The sequence below is a fragment of the Duganella sp. Root1480D1 genome, assembly GCF_001427305.1.
GTDB lineage: Bacteria > Pseudomonadota > Gammaproteobacteria > Burkholderiales > Burkholderiaceae_D > Rugamonas.
Genome location: NZ_LMFZ01000001.1, coordinates 509,825 through 531,193 on the forward strand (window position 1 = coordinate 509,825; position 21,369 = coordinate 531,193).

General features: G+C 62.8%; 22 protein-coding genes. 3 read left to right on the forward strand and 19 right to left on the reverse strand.

Annotated elements, in window-relative coordinates:
* Positions 1-3 precede the first annotated feature (3 nt).
* The 11 genes from hflX to ndk all read right to left on the reverse strand — a co-directional run bounded on the left by hflX (position 4) and on the right by ndk (position 11,115).
* A complete protein-coding gene (gene hflX, locus ASD58_RS02615; protein ID WP_057259521.1) occupies positions 4-1,149 on the reverse strand; it encodes a GTPase HflX in 1,146 nt (381 codons plus the stop codon).
* A gap of 10 nt (positions 1,150-1,159) precedes the next feature.
* On the reverse strand, positions 1,160-1,405 hold the full coding sequence (hfq, locus tag ASD58_RS02620) for an RNA chaperone Hfq (protein ID WP_055931606.1): 246 nt from the start codon (positions 1,403-1,405) through the stop codon (positions 1,160-1,162).
* Positions 1,406-1,564: 159 nt separating this feature from the next.
* The gene (gene der, locus ASD58_RS02625; RefSeq protein WP_057259522.1) at positions 1,565-2,911 is read right to left on the reverse strand and encodes a ribosome biogenesis GTPase Der; all 1,347 of its coding nucleotides are present in this window, start codon (positions 2,909-2,911) and stop codon (positions 1,565-1,567) included.
* A 7-nt stretch (positions 2,912-2,918) separates the two neighbouring features.
* A complete protein-coding gene (gene bamB / locus ASD58_RS02630) occupies positions 2,919-4,067 on the reverse strand; it encodes an outer membrane protein assembly factor BamB (RefSeq protein ID WP_057259523.1) in 1,149 nt (382 codons plus the stop codon).
* A gap of 3 nt (positions 4,068-4,070) precedes the next feature.
* Positions 4,071-4,718 carry a tetratricopeptide repeat protein gene (locus tag ASD58_RS02635; protein WP_057259524.1) on the reverse strand — a complete coding sequence of 216 codons (648 nt, stop codon included), beginning with the start codon at positions 4,716-4,718 and terminating at the stop codon, positions 4,071-4,073.
* A gap of 28 nt (positions 4,719-4,746) precedes the next feature.
* The gene (gene hisS, locus ASD58_RS02640; RefSeq protein WP_057259525.1) at positions 4,747-6,084 is read right to left on the reverse strand and encodes a histidine--tRNA ligase; all 1,338 of its coding nucleotides are present in this window, start codon (positions 6,082-6,084) and stop codon (positions 4,747-4,749) included.
* Between the two features lie 5 nt (positions 6,085-6,089).
* On the reverse strand, positions 6,090-7,352 hold the full coding sequence (gene ispG / locus ASD58_RS02645; protein WP_057259526.1) for a flavodoxin-dependent (E)-4-hydroxy-3-methylbut-2-enyl-diphosphate synthase: 1,263 nt from the start codon (positions 7,350-7,352) through the stop codon (positions 6,090-6,092).
* A 16-nt stretch (positions 7,353-7,368) separates the two neighbouring features.
* The gene (locus tag ASD58_RS02650; protein WP_057259527.1) at positions 7,369-8,595 is read right to left on the reverse strand and encodes a RodZ domain-containing protein; all 1,227 of its coding nucleotides are present in this window, start codon (positions 8,593-8,595) and stop codon (positions 7,369-7,371) included.
* Between the two features lie 13 nt (positions 8,596-8,608).
* Positions 8,609-9,424, reverse strand: coding sequence for a type IV pilus biogenesis/stability protein PilW (gene pilW, locus ASD58_RS02655; protein WP_057259528.1), 816 nt, complete (start codon positions 9,422-9,424; stop codon positions 8,609-8,611).
* Entirely contained in the window at positions 9,424-10,596 is a 1,173-nt protein-coding gene (rlmN, locus tag ASD58_RS02660) for a 23S rRNA (adenine(2503)-C(2))-methyltransferase RlmN (RefSeq protein ID WP_057259529.1), read from the reverse strand. Before rlmN ends, pilW begins: the two co-directional genes overlap by 1 nt.
* Positions 10,597-10,689: 93 nt before the next feature.
* The gene (gene ndk, locus ASD58_RS02665; RefSeq protein ID WP_057259530.1) at positions 10,690-11,115 is read right to left on the reverse strand and encodes a nucleoside-diphosphate kinase; all 426 of its coding nucleotides are present in this window, start codon (positions 11,113-11,115) and stop codon (positions 10,690-10,692) included.
* Between the two features lie 214 nt (positions 11,116-11,329).
* On the opposite strand from ndk, the gene ASD58_RS02670 reads away from it, so the two are divergent.
* Together ASD58_RS02670 and ASD58_RS02675 are read left to right on the forward strand one after the other, a co-directional pair.
* Positions 11,330-12,013: a Bax inhibitor-1/YccA family protein gene (locus tag ASD58_RS02670; protein ID WP_057259531.1), complete on the forward strand. Its 684-nt coding sequence runs from the start codon at positions 11,330-11,332 to the stop codon at positions 12,011-12,013.
* An 84-nt stretch (positions 12,014-12,097) separates the two neighbouring features.
* Complete coding sequence (locus ASD58_RS02675; protein ID WP_057259532.1) at positions 12,098-13,057, forward strand: PHB depolymerase family esterase; 960 nt, start codon at positions 12,098-12,100, stop codon at positions 13,055-13,057.
* Between the two features lie 6 nt (positions 13,058-13,063).
* On the opposite strand, the gene rlmD is transcribed toward ASD58_RS02675, so the two are convergent.
* The 7 genes from rlmD to ASD58_RS02710 all read right to left on the reverse strand — a co-directional run bounded on the left by rlmD (position 13,064) and on the right by ASD58_RS02710 (position 19,876).
* Positions 13,064-14,404, reverse strand: coding sequence for a 23S rRNA (uracil(1939)-C(5))-methyltransferase RlmD (gene rlmD / locus ASD58_RS02680; protein ID WP_057259533.1), 1,341 nt, complete (start codon positions 14,402-14,404; stop codon positions 13,064-13,066).
* Positions 14,405-14,559: 155 nt separating this feature from the next.
* Positions 14,560-15,573: an RNA polymerase sigma factor RpoS gene (gene rpoS, locus ASD58_RS02685; protein ID WP_057259534.1), complete on the reverse strand. Its 1,014-nt coding sequence runs from the start codon at positions 15,571-15,573 to the stop codon at positions 14,560-14,562.
* Between the two features lie 8 nt (positions 15,574-15,581).
* Positions 15,582-16,475 carry a peptidoglycan DD-metalloendopeptidase family protein gene (locus tag ASD58_RS02690; RefSeq protein WP_057259535.1) on the reverse strand — a complete coding sequence of 298 codons (894 nt, stop codon included), beginning with the start codon at positions 16,473-16,475 and terminating at the stop codon, positions 15,582-15,584.
* Between the two features lie 16 nt (positions 16,476-16,491).
* Positions 16,492-17,376 (reverse strand): protein-L-isoaspartate(D-aspartate) O-methyltransferase, encoded by an 885-nt coding sequence (locus ASD58_RS02695; protein ID WP_057259536.1) that lies wholly within the window; start codon positions 17,374-17,376, stop codon positions 16,492-16,494.
* Positions 17,373-18,110 carry a 5'/3'-nucleotidase SurE gene (gene surE / locus ASD58_RS02700; protein ID WP_057259537.1) on the reverse strand — a complete coding sequence of 246 codons (738 nt, stop codon included), beginning with the start codon at positions 18,108-18,110 and terminating at the stop codon, positions 17,373-17,375. Before surE ends, ASD58_RS02695 begins: the two co-directional genes overlap by 4 nt.
* A gap of 86 nt (positions 18,111-18,196) precedes the next feature.
* Positions 18,197-19,249, reverse strand: a complete 1,053-nt coding sequence (locus tag ASD58_RS02705; protein ID WP_057259538.1) for a KGGVGR-motif variant AAA ATPase — start codon at positions 19,247-19,249, stop codon at positions 18,197-18,199.
* Positions 19,250-19,270: 21 nt separating this feature from the next.
* Positions 19,271-19,876 carry a toll/interleukin-1 receptor domain-containing protein gene (locus tag ASD58_RS02710; RefSeq protein WP_057259539.1) on the reverse strand — a complete coding sequence of 202 codons (606 nt, stop codon included), beginning with the start codon at positions 19,874-19,876 and terminating at the stop codon, positions 19,271-19,273.
* Positions 19,877-19,991: 115 nt separating this feature from the next.
* On the opposite strand from ASD58_RS02710, the gene ASD58_RS02715 reads away from it, so the two are divergent.
* On the forward strand, positions 19,992-20,966 hold the full coding sequence (locus tag ASD58_RS02715) for an NADPH:quinone oxidoreductase family protein (protein ID WP_057259540.1): 975 nt from the start codon (positions 19,992-19,994) through the stop codon (positions 20,964-20,966).
* On the opposite strand, the gene ASD58_RS02720 is transcribed toward ASD58_RS02715, so the two are convergent.
* Positions 20,956-21,360: a hypothetical protein gene (locus tag ASD58_RS02720; RefSeq protein WP_057259541.1), complete on the reverse strand. Its 405-nt coding sequence runs from the start codon at positions 21,358-21,360 to the stop codon at positions 20,956-20,958. The genes ASD58_RS02715 and ASD58_RS02720 overlap by 11 nt on opposite strands.
* Between the last annotated feature and the right edge of the window lie 9 nt (positions 21,361-21,369).

A 21,369-nucleotide genomic window follows, 5' to 3' on the forward strand; every position in this document is an offset into this window, starting at 1 on the left:
CTTTTAGTGAGATCCTACTTGGGTAAAGGTGAGAATACTGTCTGGCGCCACCTCTTCTTTGGGGTTGGCGAGCGCCTCCTGCTCATCCCGTGCTGCCTCACAGATTGCATCGCGCAGCAGGTTCAGGCCTTCGCCTGTGCGTGCGCTGATGAATACGCGGGAAATCTTATCATACTCATTACGTTCGACTGCCGGCTCAAGGCCCGCCGCATCGATCTTGTTCCACACCAGGATCTGCGGGATATGGTCGGCGCCGATTTCGCGCAGCACCAGGTTGACCTGCTCGATCTGCTCCATGCGGCTTGGCGAAGCGCCATCCACCACGTGCAGCAGCAGGTCGGCGTGGATGGTCTCTTCCAGCGTGGCGCGGAAAGCCGCCACCAGCTGGTGCGGCAGTTCGCGCACGAAGCCGACCGTATCGGACAGCACCACGTTGCCGATTTCCTCGCCCATGTAGACGCGGCGCGAGGTGGTGTCCAGCGTCGCGAACAGCTGGTCCGCCACGTAGACGCCAGCCTTGGTCAGCGTATTGAACAGGGTCGATTTGCCGGCATTGGTATAGCCGACCAGGGACACGGAGAACGTATGGCTGCGGCCGCGCGCGCGGCGCTGGGTCTCATGCTGCTTGCGCAGCTTGGCCAGCTTGGCGCGCAGCATCTTGACGCGCTCGCCGAGCAGGCGGCGGTCCGTTTCGAGCTGGGTTTCACCCGGCCCGCGCAGGCCGATACCGCCCTTCTGGCGTTCCAGGTGGGTCCAGCCGCGCACCAGGCGCGTGGCCAGGTGCTGCAACTGGGCCAGTTCGACCTGCACCTTGCCCTCGTGGCTTTGCGCACGCTGCGCGAAGATGTCGAGGATCAGGCTGGTGCGGTCGAGGACCCGGACGTTCAGGCGTTTTTCCAGGTTGCGCTGCTGGGCTGGGGACAGCGCATGATTGAAGATGACGATTTCGAGTTTGTGGTCCTGCACTGCATGACCGATTTCGTCGGCCTTGCCGCTGCCGACGAAATACGCGGCATCCGGCGCAGACCGTTTGCCGGTAATGGTGGTGACCGGCTCTGCGCCCGCGGAACGGGCCAGCAGCATCAACTCCTCGATACTGGCAGCAAAGTCGCCCTGACCGAAATCTACCCCGACTAAAGCTGCTCGCATACGAAGTGTCTTACTCCGCTGCCTCGGAGGAGTTATCCATGTTCAGGTTGACGGCGCGGGCAGGCACCACGGTGGAAATGGCGTGCTTGTAAACCATCTGGGTCACGGTGTTACGCAGCAGGACCACGTATTGGTCGAAAGACTCGATATGGCCTTGCAGCTTGATGCCGTTGACCAGGTAGATCGAGACTGGAACGTGCTCTTTGCGCAGCGCGTTCAGGAATGGGTCTTGTAACAATTGCCCTTTATTGCTCATAACAGCTCCGTTTTATGTTGTTGTGTACGAATTGGAGACGCTGCGCCTGTTTTTCAAGTGCTGGGGATGCTGCTCCAAAGACACTGTACCTTGTTTTTTTAAATCTTGCAGCCGGATAAACCTTAAGGTGGACTGAAAATGGGGACGTACCCCATTTAATTATTTACCTTCGCGTTTATCGAAAGGGTTTTTGCCGTTGCGCAACTCAATACGCAGCGGGGTGCCGACCAGCTTGAAACTATCACGGAAATGCTTCTCCAGATAGCGTTTATACGGCTCGGAGACCGCATCCAGCGAATTGCCGTGGATGACGATGATCGGCGGATTCTGGCCGCCCTGGTGCGCATAGCGCATCTTCGGACGCACGCCAGCCTTGCGCTTCGGCTCCTGCTTCTCCAGCGCTTCCTGCAAGGCGCGGGTCAGCTTAGGCGTCGGCAGGTCGGCCGTGGCGGCAGCATACGCGCCGTTCACGGATTTCATCAGCGGGCCGATGCCGGTGCCGCGCAGGGCCGAGATGAAGTGGGTATTGGCGAAGGACAGGAAGTCCAGCTTGCGGTCCATGTCCATCTTCACCTGGTCGCGGTCGTCCGATTGCAGGCCGTCCCATTTGTTGACCGCCACCACCAGGGCGCGGCCCGTTTCCAGGATGAAGCCAGCGATGTGGGCGTCCTGCTCTGAGATGTCCTGCTGCGCATCGAGCATCAGGATCACCACGTTCGCTTCCGAGATCGACTGCAACGTCTTCACCACCGAGAACTTCTCGATCGCTTCGAACACCTTGCCGCGGCGGCGGATACCGGCCGTGTCGATCAGGGTGTACTGCTTGCCTTCGCGCTCGAACGGGATCTCGATCGAATCGCGGGTGGTGCCCGGCATGTCGAAAGCGATCACGCGCTCTTCGCCCACCAGGGTGTTAATCAGGGTGGATTTACCGACGTTGGGGCGGCCCACCAGGGCGATCTTCACGCCGCGTTCCTGCGGCAGCAGTTCTTCCTCGTCGGCCGGACGCGAGGCAAACGCCTTGTCCAGCGCTTCGGCCACCAGGTCGTGCACGCCGTCGCCGTGGGCGCCGGAAATCGCATACGGATCGCCCAGGCCCAGCTCATAGAAGTCCGACACGGCAGCGGTGTAACGCATGCCTTCGGCCTTGTTCACTACCAGCAGCACCGGACGGCCGGATTTGCGCAGGAAATCGGTAATCGTCTTGTCGTGCGGGGTCATGCCCTGGCGGCCATCGACCAGGAACACCACCACGTCGGCTTCCGCCACGGCCTGCTTGGTCTGCAGGGCCATCTGGAACATGATGCCTTCCTTGGCGACCGGCTCGAAACCGCCGGTATCGATGACCAGGAACGGGCGATTGCCCACGCGGCCCTCGCCATAGTGACGATCGCGCGTCAGGCCAGGGAGGTCCGCCACCAGCGCATCGCGCGAGCGGGTCAGTCGATTGAATAAGGTCGATTTCCCGACGTTCGGGCGACCTACAAGTGCAATTACCGGCTTCATATTGTTTTTATTCGACCGCGATAGCGGCCACAGTCCCATTCTGGGTTTGGAAAATCACATTCGGACCGGACAACAGCGGCGCCGACTTGATGGCGCTGCCGTCGGTGCTGATCCGACCTAATACCGTGCCATCTTCCCGCGACAGGAAGTGCACATAACCTTCGAGGTCGCCCACGGCCACGAAACGGCCATAGGAAACCGGAGCCGACAAGCGGCGGTATGCCAGCTTCTCGTTCTTCCATGCCGATGCGCCGCTTTCGCGGGCAAAGGCTTGTACGGCGCCCTTCTCGTCCGACACGAACACGAAACGCTGGTCCACGCCCACGCCCACATCCGACGATGCCGGCTTGGTCCAGCGGGCCACGCCGGTGTTCAGATCCAGGCAGCCAACCTTGCCCTGGTAGCTGACAGCGCACAAGTCCTGCTCGAACACGGTCGGCGTGCCGCTGATGTCGGACACGCGTTCCAGTTCGGTGGCGCCGCGCGGTTCGGACAGCGGCACTTCAAAGCGCGGCACGCCGTTCGACAGCGCCAGCGCCAGGATGCGGCCCGCGGGCTGTGCGGCGTACACATTGCTGCTGGCGATCACCAGGCCCGGCATATTGCGCAGGGTCAGCGGCGGCGTCACGCGCTGGATGAACCAGCGCTTCTTGCCGTCGGCCGCGTCATAGGCGGTAACCTTGTTGTCCACGGTGCGCACAATCACGACATCGTTGCCGACGGCTGGCGCCGACAGGATCTCGCTCGATGCCTGGATCTTCCACAGCGCCTTGCCATTGCCGTCGAAGGCCATCAGCTGGCCCTTGACCGCGCCCACGGCCAGCAGCTTGCCGTCCGGGCTGACGCCGACGCCGGCGGTCAGGTCGGCGCCGGACTTGCTGCGCCACTGCACCTTGCCGCTGGCGGCATCCAGGCGCTCGATCACGCCGTCGGAGTCGGCCACGAATACGCTGTTGTCGGCCAGTGCCGGCGTAAAGACATTGGCGCCAGCCTTGCTGGTGCTGTGCTTCCAGACGATGCGTGCCGGCACGCCGGACTTGATTTCTTCCAGCTTGACAGGCGCGAACTTGTCTTCCTTCTTGAAGGGATTCAGGCTGCCGCAACCGCTAGCCAGTGCCAGTACGCCCAGTGCAATTACAGTACGGGTCGTCAGCATGGCTTAAGCCTTCACTTCCGGCACGGAGCCGCCGATGGATTCGAGCTTGAGCTGGATCAGCTGGCGGCCAGGGTTGTTCTTGTCGGCCGCTTCCAGCGCGGCCTTGTAGGCGCTGCGGGCTTCTTCCAGCTTGTTCTGCGCAGCCAGGATATCGCCTTTGCGGTCTTCCACCGAGGCCTTGAACTGCGGCAGTGCGGCCACGGCCAGCGCTTTCAGCGCAGCGTCGTAGGCTTTCTCATCCAGCAGCACGCCGGCCAGGCGGATCGAAGCGATGTTCTTATGCTCGTCGTTGCCGTGCGCAACCACCCACTCCAGCTGGGCCTTGGCGGACTTCAGGTCGTTCGCATCGAAGAAGGACTTGGCGGCGCTCAGCGCAGCCAGCGAAGCATAAGCAGTGCGGCCGAACTTGGACTCGATGTCGCCCGCTACGCGCGTCACCTTGGCGCTGTCCTTGGCGTTGACAGCGGTCTGCAGTTCATCGAACAGCACGGACGCTTGCGCTGCCTGGTTGCGCTGGTAGTAGTTCCAGCCGTTCCAGCCCGAATAGGCGGCCAGGCCTGCGATCACCAGCCAGGTGGTCAGGTTGCCGTACTTTGCCCACCACGCCTTGAGGGTAGCAAGCTGTTCTTGTTCTTCGAGATCGTATGCCATGTTTCAGTCTGCCTGTTTCTTTAAGAAATTAATGGTGGTGGTGATGGTCGTGGTCACAATCGTCTCCGCATGTGATCTGGTCCACGACGTAATCGACAACGCCTTCAAACGCGACGGTCTGTTGCTGGCCCTCGCCTTCTGCAGCGCGCATTGCCTTGACGACGGCAGTGTTGTTGGCCACTTCGTCTTCGCCGATGATGACTGCGAAGGTTGCGCCGGAGCCATCGGCTTTTTTCATTTGCGACTTGAAGCTGCCGGCGCCGTTGGTGCCGCCGCAGTGCAGGATCACGTCCAGGCCGGCGTCGCGCAGGCGCTCGCCGATGATGAAGGCTTGCATGCGCGCCGCTTCGCCCTGGTGCACCAGGTAGACGTCGCACTGGCGCGGCGCAGCGGTATCGCCGGCGCCTTTCATCAGTTCGATCAGGCGCTCGATGCCCATGGCGAAACCGACCGCCGGGGTTGGCTTGCCGCCAAACATTTCGATCAGCGGGTCGTAACGGCCGCCGGCGCACACGGTGCCCTGCGCACCCAGTTCGTCGGTTACCCATTCGAACACAGTGCGGTTGTAGTAGTCGATACCGCGCACCAGGCGGGTGTTGACGGTGTACTGGATCGCGTTCGCATCCAGGATCTTCTTCACGCCTTCGAAGTGGGCCAGCGATTCCTCGCCCAGGTAGTCCAGCAGCTTCGGCGCGCTATTGACGATGCCTTGCAGGTCCGGGTTCTTGGTGTCCAGGATGCGCAGCGGGTTGGTGTGCAGGCGGCGCTTGGCGTCGGCATCCAGGTGCTCTTCGTGCTGCTGCAGGTAGGCGATCAGGTCGACGCGGTGGCGCGCGCGCTCTTCGGCGTCGCCGATGGAGTTGATTTCCAGGCGGATGTTTTCCAGGCCCAGGTCATCCCACAGGCGGCGGCACATCACGATCATTTCGGCATCCACGTCCGGGCCGGTGAAGCCCACGGCTTCCGCGCCGAACTGGTGGAACTGGCGGTAGCGGCCGCGCTGCGGGCGCTCGTGGCGGAACATCGGGCCCTTGTACCACAGGCGCTTGGGGCCTTCGTACACCAGGTTATGTTCCAGCACGGCGCGCACCACGCCTGCGGTGCCTTCCGGGCGCAGGGTCAGCTGGTCGCCGTTCATGGAGTCTTCGAAGGAATACATTTCCTTCTCGACGATGTCGGTCACGGCGCCGATGGCGCGCGAGAACAGGCGGGTTTCTTCCACGATCGGGGTTCGGATCTGCTGGAAGCCGTAGCTCTGCACCACAGACTGCGCGGTGTTCTCGAAGATTTCCCACAAATGGGCGTCAGCCGGCAGGAGATCGTTCATCCCCTTGATGGCTGTGATTTTGTCTGCTTTATTGGACATGTTCTTTAAGCTGCTTTGCTATAGTTTTTCTGTACGTAGTCGAGCACGATCGCCTGGAATTCCTGGACGATATTATCGCCGCGCAGGGTCGCCACTTTCTGGCCGTCGACGAAGACCGGAGCAGCCGGCGATTCGCCGGTGCCCGGCAGGCTGATGCCGATGTTCGCATGCTTCGATTCGCCCGGGCCGTTGACGATGCAGCCCATCACGGCCACGTTCATCGCCTCCACGCCCGGGAAGGTCTTTTTCCATTCCGGCATCTGCTCGCGCAGGTAGCTCTGGATATCGTCCGCCAGTTCCTGGAACACGGTGGACGTGGTGCGGCCGCAGCCCGGGCAGGCAATCACCATCGGCGTGAACTTGCGCAGACCCATGGTTTGCAGGATTTCCTGACCTACCACCACTTCCTTGGTGCGGTCGCCGCCCGGTTCCGGGGTCAGCGAAATGCGGATGGTGTCGCCGATGCCTTCCTGCAGCAGCACCGACAGCGCGGCGGTCGAGGCCACGATGCCCTTGCTGCCCATGCCCGCTTCGGTCAGGCCCAGGTGCAGCGGGTAGTCGCAGCGCTTGCCCAGTTCGCGGTACACGGCGATCAGGTCCTGCACGCCGGAGACCTTGCACGACAGGATGATCTTGTCGCGCGCCAGGCCCAGTTCTTCGGCGCGTACCGCGTTTTCGATCGCGGAGGTGATCAGCGCTTCATACATCACGGCTTGCGCGGTCCATGGAATTTCGCGCGCAGCGTTTTCATCCATGATGCGCGCCAGCAGCGCCTGGTCCAGCGAGCCCCAGTTGACGCCGATGCGCACCGGCTTGTCGTACTTGGCTGCCACTTCGATCATCTGCGCGAACTGCGTGTCGCGCTTGGCGCCCTTGCCCACATTACCCGGGTTGATACGGTACTTCGACAGCGCCGCGGCGCAATCCGGGTACTCGGTCAGCAGGGTGTGGCCGTTGTAGTGGAAGTCGCCCACCAGGGGCACGTCGATGCCCATCTTGTCCAACTGGTCGCGGATGTAAGGCACAGCGGCCGCCGACTCAGGGCGATCCACCGTCAGGCGCACCAGTTCGGATCCGGCACGCGCCAGTTCCTTGACCTGGATTGCCGTCGCCACCGCATCAGCGGTGTCGGTATTGGTCATCGACTGCACCACCACCGGCGCGTCGCCACCGACCCAGATCTTGCGCTCGCCATGCTGCACCAGCACGCGGCGGCTGGCACGGCGTGCCAGTGGTCCGGATGGGATCGGGTTGTTCGAAGAAGACATGCTTGGCTACTCTTAATTACTTGATGTTCACGAGGGCATACGGCTTGCCCGGACCTTGCGTCAGTTCCAGCTTGCCGCCGGCCAGGTTCGCGCTGACGGCGCTAGGCTTGCCAACGATCAGCACGTCATCCGCGCGCACATTGAAAGTCTGCGTACTGCCTGCCTTCACGGTGCCACGGGTCAGGTTAGGCTGGCCGGCGCGGCGAATCTCGACCCACGAATCTTCCTTCACGGTCAGTACCAGCTTGCCGCCCGCGGCACCTACCGCTGGCGCACCACCAGCAACTGTCGCAGGCATGGCCGGCGCGGTGGCTTGCGCAGGGCTTGCGGCCGGAGCCGGGGCAACCGCGGCCGGCTTGACCGGAATCAGGCCAGGCGAAGCAGGCGCCGTGTTTGCCGGCGCGGCGCCAACTGCCGGCGCACCGGCCACAGTCGGCCCTGCGCGGTTGACTGGCGCCACGCCCGCAGCAGGCGCATTTGCCGCGGCGGGTGCGGTTCCCGGTGCAGCGACGCCGCCGGTTGTGGTGGTCATGCCGGGAGCCGCGGCAGGAACAGTGCCCGGCACAACAGCCTGCGCCGGCGCGCCGCCGGCAGCGCCAGGCACGCCAACGCCTGCCACCGCATCCGGCGCAGTATTGCTGCCAGGTTGCGGCGGCACGGAAATCAGCGGCACGTTCTGGGTCTGCATTGGCGTTTCCGCCGGCTGCGCGCCAGGCTGAGTCACCACCACAGGCACCGGCGCTTCAGCCGGCGCAGCAGGTGCGGTGAGGCTGCCACGGGTCGCCAGCGTCAGCGGCGACAGGATGCCCATCTGCCAGGCCGCGACCAGGCCAAGCAGCGCCAGCACGCCTGCGCCGGCGATGATGGCGCCCAGCGGCTTGCCGTTGTTGCGTTCATTCAGCGAAGGGAAGCGCGACTCCTGGAACGACGCCGTCACCCTGGTCGGGCGCACGGTCGCATCGGCATGGCCTACGGCCGCCTCCACTTCCACCATCGCCACCAGCGGCGCAGGGTCGAGCCGCATCGCCTTCGCGTAAGCGCGAATGAAGCCGCGCGTCACGGCGCGGTTTGGCAAGGCATCGAAATCACCCTGCTCGATCGCCACCACCTGGCGCGGCGCCAGCTTCAGTTGATCGGCTACCTGCTCGACCGAGAGGCCCATGGCCTCACGTGCTGCTGCCAGTGCTGCCCCGGGCGCGGAAGCATGCTGCCGGCTGGTCGGCTTGTCCTGCTCAGAATCCATTGGTTCCCCGTTCTCACTCATCAAACGCCCCACGTTGATACGCAGCGTACTCAGGCGAATCGGCATGATGCCGCCGCAGCTGGGTGGCAAAGCCCTGCTCCAGGCCCTGGTCGCCCATTTTATGCATCACCCTGACTGCCAGCCACAACACGTCGGGCGACAAGCTATCCAGCTTCGCCACCTTGTGCAATTGCGCGATAAAGAAGCTGGCGCGCGGATAATCGCGCCGCGCATAGTACACCTTGGCCAGGCCGATATTCGTTTCCGGCACGTCCGGCGCCAGCTTCAAGGCCGGCAGCAGGTATTTTTCCGCCAGGTCGAGATTCTTGATCTTCAACGCGCAATTGCCAGCATTGTTCATGGCACTGGCCGGCGAACGGTAATTGCGGCTGGCCAGCGCCGTATCGAAGTGCTTGAACGAATCCTTGATGCGCTCGTTCTGGCACAGGAAGGACCCGTAATTATTGTTCAGGTCCGGATCGTTCGGCGCCAGTTTCAGGGCCTGCAGGAAGTTGTCGTTCGCCAGTTCCTTCTCGCCCATGCGCATGTAGATGATGGCGCGCAGGCTGTAGCCATTGGCGCCCTGCGGATCGGCGGAGATTGCCTTCTTCACTTCATCGAGCGCGATCGGGTAATTACCCTGCTCGAAATAGCCGATCGCGAGCTGCAGGCGGATCTCGGCGCGCTTTTGCGCGGAAGTTTGGTCGGAAACGGTCTTCAGGTCTTCTTTACCGCTGGGGCCCTGCCCCGAAGTCGCGCAGCCCGCCAATAAACTGGCCAGCGCGACCGCGGCCAGGCACTTGAAGCGGCGCTGGGCGAAATCGGTCATCAGGAACGAATCTCCACGATCTTGCCGAAATCGGCGCCGTACTTCTTCTGGTATTCGGTCATCTTCTCCATCCGTTCAGCCACGCGGGTGCGATCTTTCACTTCGCCCGCCAACTGCCCGCAAGCCGCGTCGATATCATCGCCGCGCGTCTTGCGGATGGTGGTTACGATGCCCGCATTCATCAGAATTTCGGCAAAGGCCTTGATGCGCGGGTTCTTGGAGCGCAGCAGGCCAGATTCCGGGAAGGGGTTGAAAGGAATCAGGTTGAACTTGCAATTGACACCGAACTCCGGATGATTCACCAGCGCGATCAGCTCGCGCGCATGCTCATCCGTGTCGTTGTAATTATCGAGCATGCAGTACTCGAATGTGATGAAGTCGCGCGGCGCGAACTCCAGGTAGCGCTTGCACGCCGCCAGCAGTTCCTTCAGCGGGTACTTCTTGTTCAGCGGGACCAGCTCGTCGCGCAGCTTGTCGTTGGAGGCGTGCAGCGATACCGCCAGCGCCACCGGCACGTCTTGCGACAGCTTGTCGATCATTGGCACCACGCCCGAGGTGGACAGGGTCACGCGGCGGCGCGACAGGCCGTAGGCGTTATCGTCCAGCATCAGCTTGAGCGCGGTAGCGGTTGGCCCGTAATTCAAGAGCGGCTCGCCCATGCCCATCATCACCACGTTGGTGATCTGACGTTCGCCTTTCGGGCCGGGCTCGATGCCTTTGGTCTGGCGCAGCGCGAATTCGGCCATCCACAGCTGGCCGATGATTTCGCCCACGGTCAGGTTGCGGTTGAAGCCCTGCTTGCCGGTCGAGCAGAAACGGCAGTTCACGGCGCAGCCGGCCTGGGTCGAGATGCACAGCGTGCCGCGGTTTTCTTCCGGGATGAACACGGTTTCCACGGCATTGCCATTGCCCACGTCCACCAGCCATTTGCGGGTGCCGTCGGCGGAAGTATGGTCGCTGATGACGGCCGGCGCCACGATGTGGGCGCGCGTCTTCAGCTTCTCGCGCAAGGACTTGGCGAGGTCGGTCATGCTGTCGAAATCGGAGGCGCCGAACTGGTGGATCCAGCGCTGCAACTGTTTGGCACGGAAAGGCTTCTCCCCCAGCTCAGCGCAGTAGGCGACTAGTTGCTCCGGATCGAAATCCAGCAGGTTGGTGAGGGACGTTTCCATGCTTTTTTACTCAATTTCAAAAACGGCTTTGCCCCGGACCAAAGACCCGGGGCAAGGCGCAATACTACTTTACTACATTACAACCGCTAAAAATTAACGGGAGTAGACGTTCAGGGCTGGGAAGTAGTAGGCGATTTCCACAGCAGCGGTTTCAGCGGCGTCGGAGCCGTGCACAGCGTTGGCGTCAATGGAGTCAGCGAAATCAGCACGGATGGTGCCTTTTTCTGCTTTCTTCGGATCGGTAGCGCCCATCAGGTCGCGGTTCTTCAGGATTGCGCCTTCGCCTTCCAGAACCTGGATCATCACAGGACCGGAAACCATGAAGTCAACCAGGTCCTTAAAGAAAGGACGCTCGCGGTGCACAGCGTAGAAGCCTTCGGCTTCAGCGCGGGACAGTTGGGTCATGCGGGCAGCGATCACTTTCAGGCCTGCGCCTTCGAAACGGCTGTAGATCTGGCCGATCACGTTCTTGGCTACTGCGTCAGGTTTGATGATCGACAGGGTGCGTTCGATTGCCATTATGAAAAACTCCAATAAAAAGAAAGGTTTAAAAGAAGAAATTAGATTCTCGATCAACCCTAGATTTTAACATAGTTCACTCTCTATGCCCAAGGAAACACTCCCAAGGCGCATGTAAGGGCTTCCCCTAAGCGTTTTTAAGGCTTTCCTAAGCCAGAAAGTCCCCATCCGGTCATCAACATGCTATGCTTTTTGGTAAAGGAGGCATTTAACTATGCAAAACGTACATCAATTTGGCAGCGCCGTCGCCACCGACAACGCGCTGATCCGCAATCGCGTGCTGCGCAACACTTACTGGCTGCTGGCCCTGTCGATGATCCCGACCGTGCTGGGCGCGGCCGCAGGCCTGTTCTTCCATGTGCCGATTCCACGCGGCTTCATCGGCTTCATCGCGTTCATGGCGATCGCCTTCGGTTTCTTCTGGGCTATTGAAAAGAACAAGGACACCGGCGTCGGCGTTGCCCTGCTGCTGGGCTTCACCTTCTTCATGGGCCTGATGCTGACTCCGCTGCTCAGCCGCACCCTCGGTTATTCCAACGGCCCGACGCTGATCATGACAGCCTTTGGCGGTACCGGCGCCATCTTCGCCGCACTGGCCAGCTACGCCACCGTGACCAAGCGTGATTTCTCGATGATGGGCAAGTGGCTGTTCGCGGCCGTGATCGTGCTGGTCCTGGCGTCGATTGCCAACATCTTCCTGGGCATGAGCGCGCTGTCGATCGTGATCTCCGTGATGGTGATTGCCGTGTTCTCGGCTTACATCCTGTTTGACGTGCAGCGCATCGTCAACGGCGGCGAAACCAACTACGTTTCCGCCACCCTGGCACTGTACCTGGACGTGTACAACATCTTCACCAGCCTGCTGAACCTGCTGGGCCTGGCCGGCGACCGCGACTAAGCGCTACCCTGCCTCATCGAAAAGCCGGCCTTCGCGCCGGCTTTTTCTTTGCCCTGGCGCCGGATTTGCCGTTATCATAATTGCATGAAAACGCCACTTTCAGCCGCCCTTGCCGCATTGCTGCCTTGCGCCCTGCACGCAGCAACCATGACCTCCGCCGACATCCAGCGCCCCGAGGGCGCCCGCCACTACCTGATGGCGGAGCCGCAGCAGCCGGCCGCGGGCAAGCGCCCGCTGGTGCTGATCCTGCATGGGCACGCCGGCTCGGCCAACCTGGTATTCGGTCGCGAGCGGCTGCGGGTCCCGATGCAGCAATGGCTGGCTATCGCCGACCGCGAACAGTTGCTGGTGATAGCGCCGGATGGCGCCAAGGGCAGTGACAACAAGGCCGGCTGGAACGACTGCCGCGCCGACGCCAGCACCAGCCCCAAGACCGACGACGTCGGCTTTATCGGCGCCCTGATCGACAAAGCGATTGCCGAACATAACGCGGACCCGTCGCGCATTTATGTCATGGGCATGTCCAACGGCGGTGGCATGACTTACCGCCTTGGTGTGGAACTTGGGTCGCGCCTGGCCGGCATTGCCGCCATGGCCGCAGTATGGCCGGCCAAGAGCCTGTGCGCCGCGCCCAGCACGCCGTTGCCGGTGATGGTGATTCACGGCACCGCCGACAAGATCGTGCCATACGGCGGCGGGGAAATCGGGGGAATGATGCTGCGCGGGCGCGGCACCTCGCTTCCCGTGGAGCAGACCCTGTCGCTGTGGCGCAAGCTGGACCAGCTACCGGATGCGCCAACGCAAGACGCCGCCCTGCCCCATCACAAGGAATCGGGCGACACTTCAGCCCACCGTTACGTATGGGGCAGCGATCCGCACGGCCTGCAGGTTGAATTTTTCAAAGTTGCCAAGGGCGGCCACACGGAGCCGAGTATTCGGCACCGCTTGCAGTGGTATGCCGACATCCTGCTTGGCGCCCAGAATGCCGATTTTGAATCGGCGGAAGAAGCATGGCGCTTCTTCCGCGACAAGCGCCGCCAGTAGGCAGGCTTAAGCCAGGTCGAACACCGCCATCGATTCGACGTGCGAGGTGTGCGGGAACATGTTCATCACGCCGGCTTGCGACATGCGGTAGCCAGCACGGTGCACCAGCACACCCGCGTCGCGCGCCAGGGTCGACGGCGAGCACGAGACGTAGACGATACGCTTCGGCAGCATGTCCGGGTTCGATTCCTTCAGTTCGGCCAGCGCCAGCGACAGCGCCATCGCGCCATCGCGCGGCGGGTCGATCAGCATGCGGTCGAATTTGCCGAGGGCGATCAGGTCGTCCTTGGTGATTTCGAACAGGTTACGGCACTGGAAGGTGGTGTGGCCATCGACGCCATTTACCTTGGCATTGGACAGCGCGCGCTCGGTCAGCGCGGTCGAACCTTCGATGCCCACCACTTCGCGCGCCATGGTCGCCAGCGGCAGCGTGAAATTGCCCAGGCCGCAGAACAGGTCGGCCACGCGTTCATCCTTCTGCACATCCAGCAGGCGCAGCGCCTTGTGCACCAGCACGCGGTTGATGTGGTGGTTCACCTGGGTGAAATCGGTCGGCTTGAACGGCATCTTGATGCCGAATTCCGGCAGCGTGTAGTACAGCTCCTTGCCCGCCGGGTAAAACGGGTAGGCGGTGTCCGGGCCTTTAGGCTGCAGCCACCACTGGATCTGGTACTGGTCGGCGAAAGCTTTCAGCTTGTCTTCGTCACCCTCGCCCAGCGGCACCATATTGCGCATCACCAGCACGGTGTTGTCTTCGCCGACGGCCAGCTCGATCTGCGGCACTTTGTCGAAGATGGTCAGCGAGTGGATCAGGGCGCGCAGCGGCATCATCATGTCCGATACGTGCTTGGGCAGGATCTGGCAGCTCTGGATGTCGGCCACGAACACCGATTTCTTTTCATGGAAGCCGACCAGCACCGTGCCCTTCTTGGCCACATAGCGCGAGGACAGGCGCGCACGGTAACGGTAGCCCCAGGTCGGGCCGTACATCGGGCGCATCATGGTGTCGGACTTGACCTTGGACAGGTGCCACAGGTTGTCTTCCAGCACGCGCTGCTTGATTGCGACCTGGGCCGAAGCTTCCAGGTGCTGCATGGAGCAGCCGCCGCAGATGTCGAAGTGCTCGCACTTCGGCTTGACGCGCATCGACGATTCCTTGTGCAGCGCCGTCATGCGGCCCTGCTCCCAGTTCTTCTTCTTGCGCAGCAGCTCGAAGCTGACTTTTTCGCCCGGCAGCGCGCCTTCGATGAAGACGACCTTGCCCGGCGAGCCGTCTTCGTTCTCGATGTGGCCAACGCCACGGGCATCCATGTCCAGGGATTTGATTTCGACGATGTTGTCTTGCATAGCGATTAAGGTTGCAGCCGGCGCGGGGAGCGCCCAAAGCCCGCTATGATAGCAAAAACCGGTACCCCGGTGTCAGACCCGTGGGGTCTGACACCGATACGCGACCGCCGCGGGCCGGTGTCTGACCCTGCGGGTCAGACACCGCTTTACCGGTTTTAGAGGAGAGAATCGCGCACGACGCCGCGTGCCGCCATGGCGCGTTTCAGCTTGACCAGCGCCTCCTGCTGGATCTGGCGCACCCGCTCCCGCGTCACGCCCATTTCCTCGGCCAGCGTCTCCAGCGTGGCCGGATCGTCGTTATCCAGCCCGAAGCGCCGCATGATGACGATACGCTGCTTGTCCGGCAGCTTGGTCAGCCAATCGCGCACCAGCACCGTCATCTCATGGTGCTCGGCCCGTGCATCGGGCGAATCCTCGGAATCGCCCGGCAGCATGTCCATCAGCGAAGACTGGGGGTCGTTATCCAGCGGCGCATCGAGCGAAGTGGCATGCTCGGAGAGGGCCAGGATATCCTGCACCTCCTCCACTGGCCGCCCCACCAGGTCGGCGATATCCTCCGCCGTGGCATCCTTGCCGTTGTGGTGCTGCGCCTCCAGGTGGTACTTCCCCCGCAGGATCTGGTTCAGTTCGCGCACCATGTGCACCGGCAGGCGCACCGTGCGCGCCTGGTTCATGATGGCGCGCTCGATGCTCTGGCGGATCCACCAGGTGGCATAGGTAGAGAAGCGGAAACCGCGCTCCGGCTCGAACTTGTCGATGGCGCGCATCAGGCCGATATTGCCCTCCTCGATCATGTCGAGCAGGACCACGCCGCGGTTGATGTAATGCTTGGCGATCGAGACCACCAGGCGCAGGTTATGCTCGATCATGGTCTGGCGGGCGGAGAAATCGCCCTGCTTGGCCAGGGTGGCGAAATGCACTTCCTGCGGCGCCGTCAGCAAGGGCCGGGTGCCGATCTGGTTCAGGTAGTGCTGGGTAGTGTCGGTGGAGAGCTCCGCCGCCAGCACTTTTTTCAGCTCGTCGACAGTTTCAAGGACGGCGCTGGCGCCTTCAACCGCGACTTCGCCGTCCGGCTCCATGGAATCGATCGCTACTTCATCGATCGGCTCGTCCGGGAATTCCTCAGGAATCGAGTCGTCTTCCAGTTGGTCATTCGGCGAGCGTGTCATGGGTGTATCTAGCGGTTAGGCAGGAATTTCGATGGATCCACCGGCTTGCCCTGCTGCCTTATCTCAAAGTGCAGCTTGACCGTGTCGGTATCGGAGTCCCCCATTTCAGCAATTGCCTGGCCCCTGCGCACTTCCTGCCCCTCCTTCACCAGGATCGAGCGGTTATGGGCATAGGCCGACAACAGGCTGTTACTGTGCTTCACAATGACGAGATTACCATATCCGCGGATGCCGCTACCTGCATACATCACTTTTCCTCGTTCGGCAGCCAACACTTGTTGCCCGGCGCGTCCGGCGATATCGATACCCTTGTTCTTGCCCTCGTCGAACTGGGCCACCACGCGGCCATCGGACGGCCAGGTCCACGACAGGTCGCGGTCTTCCGCGCTGACCGCCGCTGGCGGCGCCACGGCCGGAGCGGGGGCCGGGGCCAGGCTGGCCACCACGGCCGGTTTCTCGCCGCGCTCGTCGGTTTTCTGCAAATCCGCCACCGCAGTGTCGGAATACGGACGCTTTTCACCTTTCGGGGTCGACTTGCGCGGCGGCGGCGGGGTTTTCTCGATCTGCGGCGGGGTCGGCACGGCAGCGACCTGCACGCCCTCTGGCTGCGTCAGGCGCAGCACCTGGTCGACCTTGATGTCGTCCGGGTTGGTCAGGTTGTTCCATGCTGCCAGGTCGCGGTAATTCAGGCCGCGGTCAAAGGCGATGCGGATCAGGGTGTCGCCCTTATGGACGGTGTAGTAGCCATCCTTGTCTTTCGGTTCCTCCGGGGCCGGTTTGGCCGGTGCGACAGGAAGTGGCATCGAGCGATCCTCGACCGGGGCCGGCTGCTTCACGGTTTCACAGGCGGTCAGCACGACCAGCGAGGCGGCCATCAGGAAAAGGGAATATTTCTTCGTCATTCTATTGATCTGTGTGTTAAACGGTGCCAGGGCGCAGTGGCACAAAATGGCAGTCTTCCAGCGTCTGGCGCACCCATTCGTTCTTGCTGACACGGGTCACCAGTTCGAGATGCTGGGTGCGGGCCCCGACCGGGGCGACCAGGCGGCCGCCGATATTCAGTTGATCCAGCAAGGCCTGCGGCACTTCGAGGCCCGCGGCGGCAAGGATGATGCCATCGAAAGGCGCCGCCTGCGGCAAGCCTAGCATACCATCTCCGTAGTGCAAACGCAGGTTCGGCACCCGCATCGGCCGCAAGTTGGCCTTGGCCAGTTCGTGCAGGGGCTTGATGCGCTCGATCGAGTACACCTCTTTCGCCACGCAGGCCAGCACTGCCGCCTGGTAGCCGCAGCCGGTGCCGATTTCCAGCACCCGGTGCAGATCCTGGCCGGCGCGCATCACCTCGATCATGCGCGCCACGATATAAGGCTGGGAAATGGTCTGGTGGTGGCCGATCGGCAGCGAGGCGTCGATATAGGCTTGCGGCGCCAGGCCTTCGTCCATGAACATATGGCGCGGCACGGTGTCCAGCGCGCCCAGCACCACGGGATCGCTGACGCCCTGCCTGGCTACCCGCTGCACCATGGCGCGGCGCACGCCGTCCGACACCAGCGCGCTCTGGCGCTGCCCCGCCAGCGGGGCAAGCTGTACCTGGGCGCGTTCCTGGGCGTAGGAGTGGGCCCGCGAAGGCGATGCCACCGGCTGCGGCGGGCGCCAGCCGCCAGGGCTGGCAGCGGCCGTGCGGGCTGCATTCTGGGTGGCGGTTTGTGGCGTGGCCACGGTGTTATAGACCGGCTTTTTCGCCGGGCTCTTGTCGGTAACGGATGACAGGGGCAGCGGGAAAGTGCGGGTCTTTTCGCTCATGCGATGGCCTTTGCCAGGGAATCGAGTTGCTGGCGATGGGTCAGGTCGATCTGCAAAGGCGTCAGCGACACGCAGCCATTGGCCACGGCATGGAAGTCGGTGCCCTCGCCGGCATCCTTGCAGGCGCCCGGCGGGCCAATCCAGTATATTTCGCGGCCGCGCGGATCGAGCGCCTTGACCACGGGTTCGGCCTGATGGCGGCGGCCCAGGCGGGTCGGCGTCAACGGTCCCAATTGCTCATACGGCAGGTTCGGGATGTTCACGTTCAGCAGGTAAGGCCGCTCCAGCAGCTCCAGGTAGCGCTGCACCAGCTCGCGCGCCACGCGGGCGGCAGCATCGACATTGGCCCAGCCGTAGGAACCCTGCGAAAACGCCATGGCCGGCACGCCGAACAGGTAGCCCTCGGTGGCGGCGGCCACGGTGCCGGAATACAGGGTGTCGTCGCCCATGTTCGGGCCGTTGTTAATGCCCGACACCACCAGGTCCGGCACATGGTCCAGCAGTCCGGTCAGCGCCACGTGGACGCAATCGGTCGGCGTGCCGTTGACAAAATAGAAACCATTGGCCGCCTGGTGCACCGACAAGGGGCGGTCCAGGGTCAGGGAATTGGAGGCGCCGGAGCGATTGCTGTCCGGCGCCACAACCACGATATCGGCAATTGGCTGCAGGGCTTCCGCCAGCGCATTGATGCCAGGCGCCAGGTAGCCGTCGTCGTTACTGATAAGGATTCTCATACAGGGAATTTTACCTGAAGCAACGGGAAAAAAATCGGGACGTACCGCTTTTGCAAGAGCACGTCCCTTTTTTTTCCAAGACAAATTTACATCGCCGCCGGCATCGGCCAGTACCCGGTCCGGTCCTGCTCCAGGGGGAAAACGTGGTGATTGTTCAGCGCAACCGGTTCAGCCGATGGCAGGCGTTGCCAGGGACATAGCCCGTCGCCAAACCACTGCATAAAGGCACCATAGGCTTGCTGCAGGGCCAGCGCAGGCAGCGGCTCGCCGCTGGCCAGGCCTGCACAATGCGGCAGTCGCACCGCATCGAAGTAGTTTTCCAGCGACAGCCAGGGCAAGCCGTAGGCCTCGCCCAGCATGCCTTCAAACAGGGGCTGGTAGCCGCCCTCCCCGTCTTCGCCGCGCCGCCAGGACGAGGCCTGCTGCTCGTCCGACGTGTCGATGCGCGAAGGCAGCGGATAGACCAGCAACTGGCGCTGTTCGTCTTCATGGCAGCTGCGGTAGCCGGTGGCGCGCACCACCAGGTCCTGCAAGCCGTCCAGGTTTTGCCGGTTTGGCGCAAACACCAGCACCAGCCGCGTTGGCAGCAGCGTGGTACAGATGGCGGAGCAGTCGGCGCGCCCGCTGCGCGCGTCGACCAGCACATGGCCGAAACGGCGCGCCAGGCGCGCGGCAAAGGTGCGGAACAGCGCGGGGCAAGCGTCGAACAAGCTTTGCCAGTCCAGCATCGCCGCGCGTTCCGCATGGCTGCCATCGCACCGCCCAGCGCGCAGCAGCCACAGTGGCCGGTCATCGCATGCCCTTACCAGGTACTGCTCCCAGCAAACCGCATCGAGCACCGCCTCGGCCAGCGCCTGGTCGCTGGCGTAGCGGCCGGCCCGCTCCTGCAGCTGGTCGCGGCATTCTTCGAACAGGTCCAGCACGCCCGGCGCCTGCGCCGAGCCGGGAAAGTAGTAATGCAGGCCCGGCGCTTCCAGGTCCCAGTCGACCAGCAGCACCGGAGCGGTGCGGCGGCATGCCAGGATGTGCCCGAGATTGGCCAGCGCCATGGTGCGGCCCACGCCGCCTTTATAGGAATAGAAAGTGGTGACTTCGCCGGCTGCGGGCAGCTCCGGCAGGTGCAGGCGTAGGTGTTCCATGGCGCTCTTTCAGTGGTTTTTCTAGCGTGGGAAATGCGGCGGCGCCGGCGGGCGCCATTCCGGCGGCACCGGCGGCAGCACGAACTGCCTGCAATCGTGGCCGGGCGGGATGCTTGCCTTCAGGCAGTGGTAGTGCATCGTGATGCGGTCCACGATGCGCCGGATATCGGGCAGGAAATCGGGGTTGGTCTTCAAATCCCCGGTCGCCAGCGTATAGCGCGAAAAATCGACATACATGCCAGGCTCGCTGATCTGGCGCGGCAGGTTCAGCGGATGGCGGGTCATGATGACGGGAATGATCAAATGGCTGGGCAGCTCGTACCAGCCGCTGCGCTCGGCCTCGATCATCTGCATGGCGGCGAATTCGCGCCGGGTATATGGGTGGGCCTCGTACTTGGGCGTATAGATCACGATCATCGTGGCGCTCTGGCACATGGCCAGCGCCAGACGGCGGTCGATATCGTCGCCGCCACCCAGTTGCTCGCTATCGACAAAGAGTTCGGTCTCGTTGTCGAAATGGGGCTCAAGATAGCACTTCAGGGCATCGACCAGGTCGTCCTTGAAGTGGCTCATATATGCGTGCTGGCCATGCGCGTAACTGAAAAAGCAGCCGTACCGGATACTCATGGCAATCGCCTCCCCTGCCTGCCCAATGTATTCCCCTCCCGCGCGTTAAACTTTGTGCCGGCGCAAAGTGTTCTCGGGCATAATCGCACGATCGTTCGAATAATCTGGAGACCAAATGAAGGCTATCGTTTGCAAGGAATGGGGCATGCCCGACACGCTGCTGCTGGAGGAACTGCCCGATCTGGTGCCCGGCGCGGGCCAGGTGGTGCTGCAGGTGAAGGCAGCCGCCGTCAACTTTCCCGATGTGCTGATCATCCAGGGCAAATACCAGTACAAGCCTGCCCTGCCCTTCACGCCAGGGAATGAAGTTTCGGGCGTGGTGCTGTCGGTCGGCGAAAGCGTGCAAGGCTTCAAGCCGGGCGACAAGGCAATTGCGTTCTCCGCCCATGGCGGCTTTGCCGAACAGCTGCTGGTGCCCGCCGCTTCGCTGATGCCGATGCCGCCGGGGATGGATTTCGACACCGCCGCTGCGATCACCCTCACCTATGGCACATCGCACCATGCGGTAGTGGACCGCGCCCAGTTGAAGGCCGGGGAAACCATGCTGGTACTGGGCGCCGCTGGCGGCGTGGGGCTGGCGGCGATCGAGATCGGCAAGGCGCTCGGCGCGCGCGTGATAGCCGCCGCTTCCAGCGAAGAAAAACTGGCCGTCTGCAAGGAGCATGGCGCCGACATATTGATCAACTACAGCAACACCGACCTGCGCGAAGCCATCAAGGCCGCCACTGACGGCAAGGGCCCGGACGTGATCTATGACCCGGTAGGCGGCGAGTACGCCGAGCCGGCCTTCCGCTCGATCGGCTGGCGCGGCCGCTACCTGGTGGTGGGGTTTGCCAATGGCGAAATTCCGAAGCTGCCCCTGAACCTCACGCTGCTCAAAGGCGCTTCGTTGATCGGCGTGTTCTGGGGCGAATTCGTCAAGCGCGAACCGAAAGCCAACCTGGCGGGCATGATGCAGCTATTGGGCTGGCTGGCCGAAGGCAGGATTCGCCCGCACATTTCGGCACGCTATGCGCTGGCCGATACGCCGCGCGCGCTGGAGGCCATGGCGGCTCGAAAAGTCACCGGCAAGGTGATTATCAAGCCTTAAGCCATTGCATGAAGCGGGCGGCAAGGTAAATGACAGCGCCGTTCGCAGCCAGCATTGCCGCCAGGTGCAGTCCCATCGCGGCCAGGGTTTGCAGCAGCGGCCCGCTGGCCCAGGTGCCGCAGATCGTCATCAGGGCCGGCATCAGCACGAACCCGGCACCGTGCGCTGTGGACGTGATGAAGGTCCACAGCGCCATGCCTGCCTGCCCCGCCAGCGCGTGCCCCTTGGCGAAGCGGCAAGCCAGCGCTGCTGCCAGCAGCACGCCCGCGCCCCATTGCAGCGCCGGGCGGTCCAACGGCAGGCGGAAAACCACCGCCGCCGCCACTACCGCCATCGACGCCATATGGCCGCAGGCGATTGCCGTCACGGCCCGCCAGGGCCGGAAGCTCGACATGGCATCCCC

What these genes read in the sequence shown, in the direction of transcription:
- hflX (WP_057259521.1), bottom strand. Translation starts at nt 1,149, where the DNA reads ATGCGAGCAGCTTTAGTCGGGGTAGATTTCGGTCAGGGCGACTTTGCT.
- hfq (WP_055931606.1), bottom strand. Translation starts at nt 1,405, where the DNA reads ATGAGCAATAAAGGGCAATTGTTACAAGACCCATTCCTGAACGCGCTG.
- der (WP_057259522.1), bottom strand. Translation starts at nt 2,911, where the DNA reads ATGAAGCCGGTAATTGCACTTGTAGGTCGCCCGAACGTCGGGAAATCG.
- bamB (WP_057259523.1), bottom strand. Translation starts at nt 4,067, where the DNA reads ATGCTGACGACCCGTACTGTAATTGCACTGGGCGTACTGGCACTGGCT.
- ASD58_RS02635 (WP_057259524.1), bottom strand. Translation starts at nt 4,718, where the DNA reads ATGGCATACGATCTCGAAGAACAAGAACAGCTTGCTACCCTCAAGGCG.
- hisS (WP_057259525.1), bottom strand. Translation starts at nt 6,084, where the DNA reads ATGTCCAATAAAGCAGACAAAATCACAGCCATCAAGGGGATGAACGAT.
- ispG (WP_057259526.1), bottom strand. Translation starts at nt 7,352, where the DNA reads ATGTCTTCTTCGAACAACCCGATCCCATCCGGACCACTGGCACGCCGT.
- ASD58_RS02650 (WP_057259527.1), bottom strand. Translation starts at nt 8,595, where the DNA reads ATGGATTCTGAGCAGGACAAGCCGACCAGCCGGCAGCATGCTTCCGCG.
- pilW (WP_057259528.1), bottom strand. Translation starts at nt 9,424, where the DNA reads ATGACCGATTTCGCCCAGCGCCGCTTCAAGTGCCTGGCCGCGGTCGCG.
- rlmN (WP_057259529.1), bottom strand. Translation starts at nt 10,596, where the DNA reads ATGGAAACGTCCCTCACCAACCTGCTGGATTTCGATCCGGAGCAACTA.
- ndk (WP_057259530.1), bottom strand. Translation starts at nt 11,115, where the DNA reads ATGGCAATCGAACGCACCCTGTCGATCATCAAACCTGACGCAGTAGCC.
- ASD58_RS02670 (WP_057259531.1), top strand. Translation starts at nt 11,330, where the DNA reads ATGCAAAACGTACATCAATTTGGCAGCGCCGTCGCCACCGACAACGCG.
- ASD58_RS02675 (WP_057259532.1), top strand. Translation starts at nt 12,098, where the DNA reads ATGAAAACGCCACTTTCAGCCGCCCTTGCCGCATTGCTGCCTTGCGCC.
- rlmD (WP_057259533.1), bottom strand. Translation starts at nt 14,404, where the DNA reads ATGCAAGACAACATCGTCGAAATCAAATCCCTGGACATGGATGCCCGT.
- rpoS (WP_057259534.1), bottom strand. Translation starts at nt 15,573, where the DNA reads ATGACACGCTCGCCGAATGACCAACTGGAAGACGACTCGATTCCTGAG.
- ASD58_RS02690 (WP_057259535.1), bottom strand. Translation starts at nt 16,475, where the DNA reads ATGACGAAGAAATATTCCCTTTTCCTGATGGCCGCCTCGCTGGTCGTG.
- ASD58_RS02695 (WP_057259536.1), bottom strand. Translation starts at nt 17,376, where the DNA reads ATGAGCGAAAAGACCCGCACTTTCCCGCTGCCCCTGTCATCCGTTACC.
- surE (WP_057259537.1), bottom strand. Translation starts at nt 18,110, where the DNA reads ATGAGAATCCTTATCAGTAACGACGACGGCTACCTGGCGCCTGGCATC.
- ASD58_RS02705 (WP_057259538.1), bottom strand. Translation starts at nt 19,249, where the DNA reads ATGGAACACCTACGCCTGCACCTGCCGGAGCTGCCCGCAGCCGGCGAA.
- ASD58_RS02710 (WP_057259539.1), bottom strand. Translation starts at nt 19,876, where the DNA reads ATGAGTATCCGGTACGGCTGCTTTTTCAGTTACGCGCATGGCCAGCAC.
- ASD58_RS02715 (WP_057259540.1), top strand. Translation starts at nt 19,992, where the DNA reads ATGAAGGCTATCGTTTGCAAGGAATGGGGCATGCCCGACACGCTGCTG.
- ASD58_RS02720 (WP_057259541.1), bottom strand. Translation starts at nt 21,360, where the DNA reads ATGTCGAGCTTCCGGCCCTGGCGGGCCGTGACGGCAATCGCCTGCGGC.